Origin of the sequence: Methyloprofundus sedimenti, from assembly GCF_002072955.1 — a bacterium.
Taxonomy (GTDB): domain Bacteria; phylum Pseudomonadota; class Gammaproteobacteria; order Methylococcales; family Methylomonadaceae; genus Methyloprofundus; species Methyloprofundus sedimenti.
Window position 1 is genome coordinate 1,395,161 of record NZ_LPUF01000001.1, and the last position, 13,038, is coordinate 1,408,198.

The 13,038-nt window shown below is 40.5% G+C and carries 15 protein-coding genes and 1 pseudogene; 8 read left to right on the forward strand and 8 right to left on the reverse strand.

Annotated features, from left to right (window positions below; translation table 11 throughout):
- Positions 1-92: 92 nt before the first annotated feature.
- The 3 genes from AU255_RS06160 to AU255_RS06170 all read left to right on the forward strand — a co-directional run bounded on the left by AU255_RS06160 (position 93) and on the right by AU255_RS06170 (position 2,179).
- Positions 93-698, forward strand: a complete 606-nt coding sequence (locus AU255_RS06160) for a 3'-5' exonuclease (protein ID WP_198942548.1) — start codon at positions 93-95, stop codon at positions 696-698.
- Positions 699-800: 102 nt separating this feature from the next.
- Complete coding sequence (locus AU255_RS06165) at positions 801-1,268, forward strand: ribonuclease HI (RefSeq protein WP_198942549.1); 468 nt, start codon at positions 801-803, stop codon at positions 1,266-1,268.
- A 104-nt stretch (positions 1,269-1,372) separates the two neighbouring features.
- Positions 1,373-2,179 (forward strand): hypothetical protein, encoded by an 807-nt coding sequence (locus tag AU255_RS06170; protein WP_080522057.1) that lies wholly within the window; start codon positions 1,373-1,375, stop codon positions 2,177-2,179.
- 681 nt (positions 2,180-2,860) lie between these two features.
- Here AU255_RS06170 and AU255_RS06175 read toward each other — a convergent pair.
- The 5 genes and pseudogenes from AU255_RS06175 to AU255_RS21325 all read right to left on the reverse strand — a co-directional run.
- Positions 2,861-3,139 carry a PqqD family protein gene (locus AU255_RS06175; RefSeq protein ID WP_080522058.1) on the reverse strand — a complete coding sequence of 93 codons (279 nt, stop codon included), beginning with the start codon at positions 3,137-3,139 and terminating at the stop codon, positions 2,861-2,863.
- An 87-nt stretch (positions 3,140-3,226) separates the two neighbouring features.
- The gene (locus tag AU255_RS21320; RefSeq protein ID WP_408606472.1) at positions 3,227-3,457 is read right to left on the reverse strand and encodes a glycerol-3-phosphate acyltransferase; all 231 of its coding nucleotides are present in this window, start codon (positions 3,455-3,457) and stop codon (positions 3,227-3,229) included.
- Positions 3,458-4,075, reverse strand: a complete 618-nt coding sequence (locus AU255_RS06185; protein WP_332889048.1) for an IS630 family transposase — start codon at positions 4,073-4,075, stop codon at positions 3,458-3,460. It abuts the gene before it with no gap.
- Positions 4,038-4,409, reverse strand: a complete 372-nt coding sequence (locus AU255_RS06190) for a helix-turn-helix domain-containing protein (protein ID WP_158083035.1) — start codon at positions 4,407-4,409, stop codon at positions 4,038-4,040. The genes AU255_RS06185 and AU255_RS06190 overlap by 38 nt, the downstream gene beginning before the upstream one ends.
- Before the next feature lie 76 nt (positions 4,410-4,485).
- A pseudogene (locus AU255_RS21325) lies at positions 4,486-4,799 on the reverse strand (glycerol-3-phosphate acyltransferase); the annotation flags it as partial.
- 540 nt (positions 4,800-5,339) lie between these two features.
- Between AU255_RS21325 and AU255_RS06200 the strand changes: the two are divergent.
- Positions 5,340-5,687: an IPTL-CTERM sorting domain-containing protein gene (locus tag AU255_RS06200; RefSeq protein WP_080522061.1), complete on the forward strand. Its 348-nt coding sequence runs from the start codon at positions 5,340-5,342 to the stop codon at positions 5,685-5,687.
- Positions 5,688-5,796: 109 nt separating this feature from the next.
- Positions 5,797-6,939, forward strand: a complete 1,143-nt coding sequence (locus AU255_RS06205; RefSeq protein ID WP_080522062.1) for a glycosyltransferase family 2 protein — start codon at positions 5,797-5,799, stop codon at positions 6,937-6,939.
- A gap of 18 nt (positions 6,940-6,957) precedes the next feature.
- On the opposite strand, the gene AU255_RS06210 is transcribed toward AU255_RS06205, so the two are convergent.
- Entirely contained in the window at positions 6,958-7,704 is a 747-nt protein-coding gene (locus AU255_RS06210) for a glycosyltransferase family protein (RefSeq protein ID WP_080522063.1), read from the reverse strand.
- Positions 7,701-8,789, reverse strand: coding sequence for a glycosyltransferase (locus tag AU255_RS06215; RefSeq protein WP_080522064.1), 1,089 nt, complete (start codon positions 8,787-8,789; stop codon positions 7,701-7,703). The genes AU255_RS06210 and AU255_RS06215 overlap by 4 nt, the downstream gene beginning before the upstream one ends.
- A gap of 52 nt (positions 8,790-8,841) precedes the next feature.
- Between AU255_RS06215 and AU255_RS06220 the strand changes: the two genes are divergently transcribed.
- Complete coding sequence (locus tag AU255_RS06220) at positions 8,842-10,125, forward strand: glycosyltransferase (protein WP_080522065.1); 1,284 nt, start codon at positions 8,842-8,844, stop codon at positions 10,123-10,125.
- Here the strand turns inward: AU255_RS06220 and AU255_RS06225 are convergent.
- Entirely contained in the window at positions 10,122-11,261 is a 1,140-nt protein-coding gene (locus AU255_RS06225; protein WP_080522066.1) for a glycosyltransferase family protein, read from the reverse strand. The two genes, AU255_RS06220 and AU255_RS06225, sit on opposite strands and share 4 nt — an antisense overlap.
- A gap of 640 nt (positions 11,262-11,901) precedes the next feature.
- On the opposite strand from AU255_RS06225, the gene AU255_RS06230 reads away from it, so the two are divergent.
- Both AU255_RS06230 and AU255_RS06235 read left to right on the forward strand, forming a co-directional pair.
- A complete protein-coding gene (locus tag AU255_RS06230) occupies positions 11,902-12,171 on the forward strand; it encodes a hypothetical protein (protein ID WP_143735866.1) in 270 nt (89 codons plus the stop codon).
- A gap of 281 nt (positions 12,172-12,452) precedes the next feature.
- Entirely contained in the window at positions 12,453-12,812 is a 360-nt protein-coding gene (locus AU255_RS06235; RefSeq protein WP_080522068.1) for a nuclear transport factor 2 family protein, read from the forward strand.
- The last annotated feature ends 226 nt before the right edge of the window (positions 12,813-13,038 follow it).

A 13,038-nucleotide genomic window follows, 5' to 3' on the forward strand; every position in this document is an offset into this window, starting at 1 on the left:
TAATCAGTAAAAAACAGCAATGATTAAAATCCGTGAGCATCTTCTGCAAAATAGAAAATTTGAAAAGGAATGAGGGACATCTATAAATGTCTATGGCAAATACTGTAATAATTCTGGATTTTGAAACTACTGGGCTCTCACCTGATATGGGAGACCGTGCTATTGAAATAGGCGCGGTGTGTATTGAGAATGGGGAAATAAAAGATCATTTCCAGGCGCTGATGAACCCTGGTCGACGTATTGACAGTTTTATTGAAGGATATACGGGGATTACTAATAAAATGCTGGCGGATGCTCCACCCTGCGAGGAAGTAATGCTTGAATTTGCTGACTTCATGGGTGATTATAACCTTGTGGCGCATAACGCTTCATTTGATAAGCGTTTTCTGGATGCAGAGTTAGCCAGAATATCAAGACCATACTCAGGTAAATTCGCCTGTTCAATGCTTGTGTCACGAAGAATTTATCAAGATGCGCCAAATCATAAGTTAGGAACCTTGATCAAGCATGCAAATATTCCTGTCGATGGCGTTTTTCATAGAGCATTATATGACTACCAAATGACCACAAAACTATGGATGGCAATGCTAGGCAATATAAATCAACATTATGATATACATGATATTCCATTTAATTTGCTGCAGAAGCTGGCTAAAACCCCAAAAAAGCATGTACGCAACTTTCTGCAGAATTGGTGAATGCCGATTCACCCGCAAATAAGGTGTTGCAGTCGATACCGTATATTGACCAGCAAACACCTTGTCAACTAGCTTAGGGCTTAGTTATTTATGGATGAACTCATGTTGTTTACAGATGGAAGTGTGAATACCCGATCAAAAATTGGCTATGGAGCTTACCTCGCTGTGTCTGATCCAGATTTAGCACTGGAATCGTTGCGCAAAAACATAAAAGTGCAGCGATTTGAAAATACGTCTTCAACGAAACTGGAATTACAAACTTTACTCTGGGCGTTAAGCGATATCCAGAATACAGGACGTAATGTGCTTGTCTATACGGACTCGCAAAATATTATAGGCTTACCCGATAGGCGGGAGCGTTTAGAGAAAAGTGATTATTACTCGAAGAATAATAAGCGTCTTAACAATTACGAGCTGTATAAGGATTTTTACAGAATAACAGATCAAATTGATGTTGAACTGGTAAAAGTACGTGGACATCAAGCGACCAGGCACAAAGATGAAATTGATAGGCTTTTTACACTGGTAGATAGAGCCTCAAGGAATGCGCTAAGAAATGAAAATGGCTAATCTATTTGTTCCAAAAAAATTACAGATGCGCCTCTTCCTTGACAGAAGTTTGACGCTGGAGAGTAAACTATACAATTCTGATACAAATAAGGCAAAAAACACGAATGAGTAATGAAGTAATAAACCAGGCACCCTCAGTAGAACGGGCTAAAGAATTAGAGCAGCAAGCAAAAGAGGGCCTGAATCAGTTAAAGGCAGGGCAGGATAAGGCAATCATTGCCTGCCATAAAATGCGAGATACCAAAGCATACAGCGCTCTGGGGTTTGATTCCTACTATGCCTGGGGAGAAAGCACGCTTAATTTGAAAAAATCCAGACTAAATGAGCTTGCCCTGGCCGGTGAAGTTCAGCAGGAATTATTAACGGGAGTTGCTGCTACAGTAAAACTTCCTGATACACCGGATTCATTTGGAAACCCCAATACATCAGAAAACAATGCACCTGATATTACTTTTACAGACTCTGAATCAGAAGAGGAAGTAAATCAAAAAAAAGCTTCAGATAGTTTAAGTCATCAACCCGTTAAACCTGTCTTTAGCTCTTCTGATTTATCCGATATTAGTACCCCTCAATTAGTCGCCTTAGCAAAGGCCCCGAAAGGAGAGCGATTAGCCGTACTGGATAAAGCGGCAGTTGAGGCTAAAGCAGAAGATAAACCAATCACAACAAGTACCATTAAAGAGGCTGTAAAGGCTTTGGCTAAACCCGTTGAGCTATCTATTGACGAGCAAGCCGCAGCCATTAAAAAACACCATATATCAGCAATGGGCAAGGCTAGTAAATTAGGCGAGACATTAAGAGGGCTCGATACTACACATATTAGCAGCGAGGAAGTAATCAGCTGGAAGGCCTACCTGGATGATGTTAAAGAATCTATTCAGGTACTTGAAAAGGAGCTTGGTTATGAATGAGCTGGTAGCATCTTGATGATTTGTATTAGTCGGAACTTGATCAAACAGACACTGCCAAACTTGATAAAAACTAATGACCGGTATTCCTTAAAGAGCAGTCAGCCGTGAATAGGATAATGACAGGTAGGTTAAGACCCATAAGAGACATAAGAGACATAGGATAAATTATTTATGACACAGAATATCATTTAAATAACCAGCTTTTCTGATTGATTATTTTATTAATATAAAATAAGGGAAAGACTATCTTAGCTATTTAAGGAATTGGTCTGGACGATGGGGAGCATCATATTATTTGGTTATGGCGGGTGCGACACTTCATGAGGCGGCAGATTTTAGAGCACAAATCTGAACAAACCACGAAACGTTAAGCTCATCTAAGTACAAATCATTAAATCAGTATTAGCTGAGCGTGTAATGAGTCAAGTATTTAACGGGTAAGTTATAATTCAAATTAACCCGTCCAGGCTTGGCGGCTGAAATTAAGAATTCATCCCCCTTATTAACTGGTTCCACTCAGGAATGATGACACATAGAATGGCGTGTTTATGAGTAATGATTTAGAAAAATATAATGGAGTAGAAGAGTTTACATTATCTGATTGGTTCCTTCAGTTTAAGCAGAAGGATTGGTTTTAAAACCTTTCTTAAAACGTTATGCTTACAGCCCCTAGAAGCCTTATTAGGCGCTAGTAGTAACGTTCAATACTATCAATCCCTCATCAACGAATTGATTGAGTAGTGCGTCGACATCATCTATAGGTGCTTCGGGTAAATCATATTGTTGTTGCAATAATTTAGGAATATCCTCATTAGAGTTTTTACCATCACACAACAATAAAACCAACGTTGCGATATGGTTCAAATAATGTACTCGATCAGTATCTTGAAAATAAATCAAAAAACCGTCATCGGCTGGCGATGGCTCTAGTCCATCAATCTGTTTGGGATAAACAATCATTCTATAATCAAACCTTGTTTTAAAGAGAATAGTTAGTGTCAGTATTAATCTTCTTCGCTCTTTATGAGTCGAGCAATATTACCACGATTACGCCAATTCGATAATATGGCCAGTACGCTGGTGACGACAATATATGCCCTGATCGATGCTTAACCAAGTATAGACCGGCATCAGTATAGCGGAAACCAGCGCCGATAATGAAGAAATGTTGGTTTTCTTGAAGCATGCCAGCCACGTTAATGCCACCGCCACCGCTAAACCCAGTGCCCAGTACAAGCCATATAACACGTCACAGCCTGTTGCTATTACATATCCCACTTAAATAGCGAACTTCATTGAGTGATTAACAAAGCTTTGAGCATTATCTGTACTGATGCATTTCAACCCTTCGGCATAAGCTTGATATAACGCTTCAACGGTTCGTGGTCTTTGTTTGCGTAAGTACTGTTTAATTTTATTCCATGCTAATTCAATCGGGTTAAGGTCAGGTGAGTAAGGCGGTAGGTAAATAAGCTTTGCTCCTGTCTTTTGAATAAGATCCTTAATTTCATCTACTTTATGAACTGAGGCATTATCCATCACAACATAGTCACCTTCAGCGAGTAAGGGGCAAAGAAAATGCTTCAAAAAGTAGAGGAATACAAGTCCTGTCATGGTTCCTTCAAAATTTAAGGCGGTTTTCATACCGGCTGATGTCATTGCCCCGACCATACTTATACGCTGCCCTTTAGCAACCGGCGCTTCATCATAAACACGCTGATCTGACGGTGCTCGCCCATAAAGAGGTGAGAGATTCAGTCCTGCGCCCATTTCATCAAGAAAAATGAGCTTATCGAGCGATATATCGGCGATTTCAGTGCAATAGTCTATTTTTAGCTTTTTAGTTCGGTCACAATATTTAGCTGGATCGTACGGACTTTTTTTTATATCGAATATTCATACGCTTAAGAGCTCTATCCATTGAACTTTTCCCCATGCTAATACCAAAGTGTTCAGCATATCGGTCACAAAGATCATTTAGTGTCAAATCAGGCTTTTTTATTAGCCATTCTTTTATCTCAAGAGCACCCGCTTCATCTACTTTTGGTGCAACATGCCCGCCTACTTTTTTGGCTGCAATCATGCCAGTTTCCTGGTAATGTTGCCATAAGGTATAAACAAAAGAATAAGAAACAGCGAAACGTTTAGCTATATCAGGTTTACTTTGTTTGTCTATCTCAATAGCATTGAGCACTTTTTTTCGAATATCGACTGAGTAAGGGGCTGGCACAAAAATATGATTGATAACGGAGAACTGGGAAAGCTATAGTACATTAAAATTCAGTTCATTAATACGGGAAATGTAATATACCTTTGCCGTCTTTAAACTCGAAAAAGATCGGATAAATATTACCCATAAATATCACCAAGACCGTGAGTACGGCCATGGTATCTGAACTAAGGTATCGTGCCAGCGCAACTAAAATAATGCCTGAGTACATCAATAGCTAAAGTGATGATGGCCGGTTTTTTACCAGCAATACGCATCACGTTAGTTGCACCTAAATTACCTGAGCCCTGAACCCGTGGGTCAGGCAACCCCCTTAACTTTACAAACAATGACTGCACTTGAAATTGAACCGATCATATATGCGGCCGGTACGATCAACCATTCAATCATGAATAATTCTTTACAATAAGCAGGTTAAAAAAGAGAGTAGCCTTTCTTGCATATTCTTAGCAGGGGTGTATTATCCAGCAATAGATCCCTGCTAAGAGCATACAGGGATGAAATATATATTTTTTCAAACAACGCTATCATTTTACTTCACTTGTAATCACCCCCATTTTGACTATAAATCGTTGCGTAAGTTCTCGCATGAACTTTTATGGTTAGTTCGCAATTGAAGTATCGTTTATACTGCGAATACTTATGCAAACTATTACCTGATTACCCAGAAGCCTCCGCCAAATTAGGGTAAAGTGGCTGTAACACTCTATATAGCGCGTCATTCCCGAGGTCTTTTATCGGGAATCTATTCCTTGTTGGTTAGATTCCTGCTAAGAGCATGCAGGAATGACGTACTCAGTAGTTGGTTGTTTTAACATGGCGGAAACTCATGGGTAATCAGGAACTATTAATACCTTTAAATAATTACACTATATATGTGTTATAATTTTACGTGGAAAATCATATTAACCTTGCCTTAGGTGACTAATCATGACTGATAAACCAACAAAAAACCCAGATACCGAATCCCCCTTAGAACAAAATGTCGACGAAAGTCGCCGCAAACTTATCAAAATGGCCTTAGGCGGTGCGGCTATTTATAGTTTACCGCTGATGACTTCCTTTTCTATGGAAGGACTTAATTTAGGTGGCGATGCATTTGCTGATAGCTTTGGCAGTAATATGTGTATCGGGGGCAATATGACTCAGGTCGGTAATCAAACGTGTGATTTCGATTCCACACCGGAAAAAATTCCAGTGCTAAGTGTATGGTCGCTGGGATTATTAAGCCTGATGCTAGGCTTTGTTGGCCGTATTAAAGGGCGGTTTAGTCGATAACAACTAATAAGCAATTAAAACGATCTAAATGAGGCGAACCTGTGTCGCCTCATTTATTTTGGGTGCTTTATAATTCAGCTTTCAAATAAAACAAAGAGTAAAGTGGTATATGGCAGAAGCTTTTAGTCGTCAACCTACGCAGAATTTCCCCTCCCCCCTTATTTCCGCTGCTCTTATTGTTCGCAATGAAGAACAGCATTTAGACGCCTGCCTTAATTCAATACAGCATTTCACCGATGAAATCGTCATTGTCGATACCGGCTCTACCGATACTACCGTATCAATAGCTCAGCATTACACCGATAAGATTTTTACTCTGAAATGGCAGGATGATTTTGCTTCGGCGCGTAATTTTGCACTAAATCATTGTCAAGGACAATGGATTCTCTACATTGATGCCGATGAACGATTACGCCAACAAGATTTTTCTGAGGTGCGCCAACAATTAACCGAGTCCGAGCTTATTGGTTGTTATCTGTGGCTACATCCCACACCACGACATACCGCTTATCGTGAGATGAGACTGTTTCGCAATCAGCCGCAGGTTCTCTTTGAAGGCTGTATTCATGAAAACATTTGGCCCGCGCTTAAACGCTATCAAAAAATCAGTAATGGCAAAATCAGCTACTGTGAACTAACGTTAGACCATGTCGGTTATGAAGGCGACCAGCAGCATAAATATCAACGCAATCTACCCCTATTATTAGATAAATTAGTCGACGATCCCGATCATACCTTTTCCTGGTGGCATTTAGGTTCTGTCTATTGGGGTTTGCAACAAACCGAAGAAGCCATTCAAGCCTGGCAATCAGGTATAGAAAGTGCGCGTAAACAAACGGGGCGTAATTGGGTAAACTCCTTAAGCTTTATCAGTATGATTGATGCTAATTTCAGTAACTCTGAAATTACTGATCCCTTACTGAATGAAACACTGCAACGCTATCCTGATCATCCGCACTTGACCTGGTTACAAGCCCGAATAAAAATGCGCGATCAGCAGTACCTACAAGCGATTGAACATTGGCACGAAATTGTTAATTGGCAGACCAGGCCACATTTGAGCGATGGCTTTATTGCCGTGGATAGTCGCTTATTTGATTTACTCGCCTTCGATGGTTTAGCAACGTGTTATTTTCGTTTAAAAGAATTTGATCAGGCTAAACATTATTACCAATTAGCCGGAGAACATGCGCCAGATAAAATGGAATACTCGGTTAAACAGCAATTGTGTCAACGACTGATGACTAATTAAGGCATTTTGCTTTATGCATTACTTATGCTTGATCTCTAAATTTGGCATACCCCATAAATATTGCCCCATATCTCTAGCCATTAAACCAAGTCCTTCTGTTTCAATGAACAAGGTATCATTAGGTAATTTAATGGGACTAGAAGGTCGGTAACGGAAAGGGGGAAATATCAAGCCATCCCTGTGCAGATCAGCGGCAATCAACAGCATTGTGCCTCCTACACTATCAAGTTTTACTAGTGGCCCTTCATCGCGTAACTGACTTAGAAACTGCTTATTCTGACCTCGCCAAGCATTTTGATCAAAACTTAAGCCACCGTATTCCAAAACACAATTCGGATGCACAATATTTTTTTTGGTCGCTAACAATTGCTCAATAATATCAGCTGGGTATTCAATGATATCAACATCAAGCCAAAGCACCCATTGTTGCTCCTGTAAGGCTTTAGAAAGTAAATAATTGCGACTACGAGCCAAAATGTTGCGTCGCATAGGTTGAATACTTGGCTGCCATCGCGGTATGGTATCTGATACGTGATAACCATAATTTTTCTGCCAGATGCCAACATTACTAAAATGTTTAATTAATTCAGGCTTTCTTTGTAACACCATTTGATAACTATCATCACGACTGTCACCTTCCAGAATACCTAATGAAATATGTGCATTTGGATAGCTTAATTTTAGCAGGTTAGTAAAATAAGTTTCCAAATGGTTTGCAGCATTTTTAATGGGAGTAAGAATTAATATTTCAGGAGCTGTGTTCATAATAACTTGTCGTCTTGCAAATATTGCATAGCAATGCTTGCTGCTTGATCCCAACGCCAATACCTCATCGCATCAATACGCGCATTGAGACCCTTTGCTTTAGCTGCATCAGGATTATCGACAACATAACGCATCAAATAAGCTAAGTGCTCTAAATCCGGTTGCGCCCACTCACCCCAATCCATATTTGACGGAAAAACAGCTGGATCCATGGCTTTACACATGTTTTTTACGCGTATTAAATAACTGTTGTTATGGTTGGCGAAAACCCGATGACCACTGTAGTCCGTAACTATACAGGGCAAGCCACATGCCATGGCTTCTAAAATCGGCAAGCCCCAACCTTCGGCACGGGTGGGTAACACAAAGGCATCGCATTGCTGCATTAAAGCAATTAGCTCACCCAAAGGCTTAGGATTACTGATGACGATCCGTGCATTTTGTTGTCCGTGTTGATGACATATCTGCTTAATTTTTGCCGCAATATTGAGCTGAGGTAAGGATAAATTAAAGCCATGAATAATGAGTTCTATCGGTTCCTGATGTTTGAATTCACGACAAAAGGTTTTGATTAAATCGGCTATACCTTTACGTTGCTCCCATTTACCGATGCATAAAAAACGAAATACCTTGTTGTTGACTGCTGCATCGACGGGTTTAAAGCGGTCACTGTCCACACCTTCTGGCACCACTCTGATGCGGTTCGCATTTACCCCATTCTCAATAAAAATTGATTTGCCCCATTCTGTCGGCAACCAAATCTGGTCAACAGAATCAAGATAACGTAAATAAGGTTCAGGTATCTTAGTGGTTTCCCAAACGGTGTAGGCAATTTGAGTATTCCCTGGTATTTTGCGTTGCGCATCAATGGTTGATAAACAAATAGCTGGAGCGCTTAGATCCCAGAGTCTAGGTTTGGGCAAGGGATAGCCTTCCATATGCATTTGTGCAGGAGGACGAAAAAAATATAAGGGCGATACCTGTGCATACGTTTTTAAAACCATTGCAAAACTGCGTGCATGTCGGCCAACACCACCTTGGGCATGAAAATGTGCACCTAAATTGATTACGGGTTTTGTAGTCAAATTATGTTTGCCTCGTTATCATAGGGTTTAAACGATAAAAAGAAGTAGCCATATGATACCTGATAAAGCCTTAGATCATCGGCCCAAAATTTTATTTATTAGCCCGATTATGCCAAGTGATAGCGGCAACGGGCCGGCAATGCGTGCCGCTTTATTTGTGCGCGCATTGGCAAAAAATTATCAAGTTTATCTTCATGTTATTCCCGTTTTAGGCACCGTACCTGACGCTTTAAATACCTTGAATCTTGATGATTTTTGCAGACAAGTGACAGTACAAAAATTACAGCAAGATCCCGTTTATGAATTTATAAATAACATTAGTTTAGATCGACATCGCTTGGCGGCATTAGCTGAATATCATCAAGTTGCACTCAGCCGTTTTGCAACGCCAGAAGCACGTAGTCAAATTCAGAGCCTTTATGCATCGGTTGAATTCGCAGCTATCCATGTTTTTCGTTTGTATATGGTGGCCTTTATCCAAGCTTATTTTGATGGTAACAAAATTCCTATTATTTTGGATATGGATGATTACGAATCTGTTACGCATCATCGTTTTGCCGAATTATATAGGCGCAGACAAATGCCTGCCCATGCATTCTTAGAACATGCAGAAGCCGTTAAATATACACATATGGAGCAGCACTGGATACCTTGCTTTAAGCATGTGTATCTTAGTAATGAGCAAGATTATTCAGGTCTTGTTAAGCGCTTCCCAAAAACTAAATTTCGGACTCTGGCTAATGCCGTATCGATACCCAAAACAATGCCGAAGCCAGAGCCAGGTAAGCCTTTCACCCTGCTATACATTGGGACCATGAACTATTTTCCTAATCAAGATGCCGTTATGTATTTTTGTACAGATATTTTACCTGCATTGCGTCAAGCACTCGCCTGTGAAGTGAACCTAGTGATTGCCGGTGCCAATCCAAGTCAAAATGTTCTGGCTTTAAGCAAACAACCAGGCGTTCAAGTGACTGGGCGAGTTAGCGATTTGGCTCCGCTGTATCATCAAGCCGATATAGTGGTTGCGCCCATACGTGCTGGTGGTGGTACACGCATTAAAATTCTGGAAGCCTTTGCCTACCAACGTCCGGTAATAGCCACCACTTTGGCATTGGAAGGGATTGCAGCAATCCACGAAACACATGTATTAATTGCTGAAAACAGCGAAGCATTTATCAAAGCGTGTATCAGTTTAATTGGTCAAGCTGATCAGGCAAAAAAATTATCGGATAATGCTTACAAGCTTGTATGTCTAAACTACAGCCAGGAAATCATCATGAAACAAATTCAGTTGTCCATGGCACGTGTATTACTTGATGACAAACCCAATTAAATATCATTAACAATTTCTAATAAGCGCTGAGCCGCAAGCGTCCAGTTTAGTTGACGATTTAAGCGTTGACGTATATCTGCTTGCGGCTGGTCAGTTCCAGCTATTGCCTGCTGAATAGCTGCCGCGGCTGCCTCTTCGTCAGCTTGCCACCACTGGGCATTTTGGAATAAGGAGCGGATATTTTTATCTATCTTGTTTGGGTCTATAGAGACTTCTCGACACGGCAGTAAGCATGCGACACTGCTATCAAGATAACTTTGATAAGCGGTATGATCGGGAGCAATCAAACGCAAACCGCTGGCACCCGCTTCAGTCATCGGTTGATCCCAACCTTCGCCAAACGACATACTCCAATAATGGGTAGCCGTAGTATATAGTGCCGGCATTTGCGCATCAGTAAGCACTTGATCGGTGAATAAAATGCTCGCCGCTTGACTGCGATCTTTACCGATAGCTTTTTCCATCAGGGTTAGATCTCGCAAAAATTTAAGCAACGATGCTGGGCTATGATTGAGCTTGATAATTAGTATGGCATCATCATCTTGATGGGTAGCTTGAATCCATACGCGAAGTAATGATAATAAATTTTTACGGGTAACAATTTCTGAAATATTCAAAACACGTACTCGGTATTCGCTAACCGCTTTGCCATTTTTATCGGTTAAGTTCAAAGGGACAACAGTCGGTCGAAAGCGTTGGCTATCAACACCAAGCGGGCAAATGCGAATACGTTGTTCTGGAAATCCAGAATCACACCAGAAGCGTTTAGAAGATTTGGTCGGGACGATGACCAAATCATGCTGTTGATTTTGCCGTAGCCAAAACTCAGGAATACGACTGGCTTCAAACATAGTGAAATTAACGTTAGCTTTATCGACCAAAACCTTAACTTGATGAGGCATGCAAAAATGTAAGGCAATGTTCGATTCTATCGGTTTTTCAAATTGATCAAACCATGAATCTCGTTGATCCGTCGTTAGTTTTGCTGGCGACCAATGCGCAAGATCCTGCAAATTTATACGTGCCCCAGCTTTAACAAGGTAGCGCACAAAACTGCGTACGGTACAATCATGACCACTATAGCCCTTGTAAGGTCCACGAACTAACAATGGTAACGACTTAGCATCTGGTTTCATAAAGAGTTCGACTTTGTCGATAATTAGGTTTGGAATAAGAATATTCTACTATAAATTGATTGCCTTACTGATGCCAGTATTGACCATGATCAATGCGATATTGATCTATAAGTCAATCGGTTCCATTGCCTAAAGCTTGTGCTTAAACATCGCGTCGATACCACACCTGATGAAGTATTGGAGTGCGTGCTGAATACGGAGGCATTATGGTAGAGACAAACAAAATAACGAAAATCTAGACACTATAAACTGAATAGTCATATTGCGACGTCGCACGTTAAAGATTCTATTCAATAACTGGGGTGTGCGGCCGAGCAATGTCGATAATTTCAGCAGGTGAAAGTCCAGCTCTGGCAAGATAGGTCAACAACCAGATAGTAAACATCGGGCAGGCGGAGGTGACTCCAAATGTCAAGCACGATGGGCGTAAGCCAGCAGGCCGTATGCGCAAGTTGAAGTGGTTTAGCCTCGAAATGATTTTACACAAACAGGACGACAGAGTACCCCTTTTGAAGTCCCCATTCTATGACGCGCATGAAAAGTACCATAGGGCTGCTTCGGGGTTGTAAAGCATGGCATGCTGGAGACTGGAAATAATCGGCAAAAGCGACTCAGGAAGTCGGATGTTGGCATAGTACCAATGAAAGTGTGTAATGCGACTGGAGGGAAGACCAATAAAGAGGCTGTAAAGGCTTTGGCTAAACCCGTTGAGTTATCTATTGACGAGCAAGCCGCAGCCATTAAAAAACACCATATATCAGCAATGGGCAAGGCTAGTAAATTAGGTGAGACATTAAGAGGGCTCGATACTACACATATTAGTAGCGAGGAAGTAGTCAGCTGGAAGACCTATCTGGATGATGTTAAAGAATCTATTCTGGTACTTGAAAAGGAACTTGGTTATGAATGAGCTGATAGCGCTGTAGCTAGTTATTATGGTGGAGGAAAATAAGTGGTAGATTGTTTTCATTGATTGACTCCTTGTCGGTCAATAGGAGAAGCCATTCAGTATATGCAATATGTTATCCAGATTAGTGAAATAAGGTTTACCTTATATTGCTTCTAAATTGAGAAAGGACAAAGGTAAGATAAACAAACCAAACCCAGATAATAGCTTGTATGATAAATATTCCTTGTTAGGTGACATGACCATCCATTTTAATAATTTCAATTCAAATACAGGAAAGACAAATGAGTAATGATGATATCCGGTTAATTGAATCGACAATCCAGTACTATATAAATGGCGCTAAATCTGGTAAGGGCGATGATATGAAGCCTGTATTTCATAAAGATGCAACCATTTTTGGCTACATCGGAAGTGATTTGTTTGCAGGGCCAATTAAAAAACTTTATGATTGGAATGATGAAAACGGCCCCGCCACTGATATCGTGGCAAATATTGCAAACATTGATATTGAAGGTTTAATCGCGACAGTAAGATTAGAATCAGATAATTGGACAGGTCATAAATTCACTGATTTTTTTACACTACTAAAAGTTGATGGTGAGTGGAAAATTATGAACAAGGTATTTTACCTCCATGGTTGATGGTCATTTTTAGCAAATGTCACCCTACAAGCCGCGCGTCATAGAGAAACGTTATATCTTTAGCGAGGAAATTTGGTTGAAAAACAGTAATATTGAAAAACGCTGAGATTGATGGCGGTGATCAAGCGTTTAACTGAAGAAAAATACGCTTGGAAGCTGGAAAAATAGAAACAGATGTAAATTGCTATTCGCACTATTGTTTAAAGCAATCACCTGAATATATTGC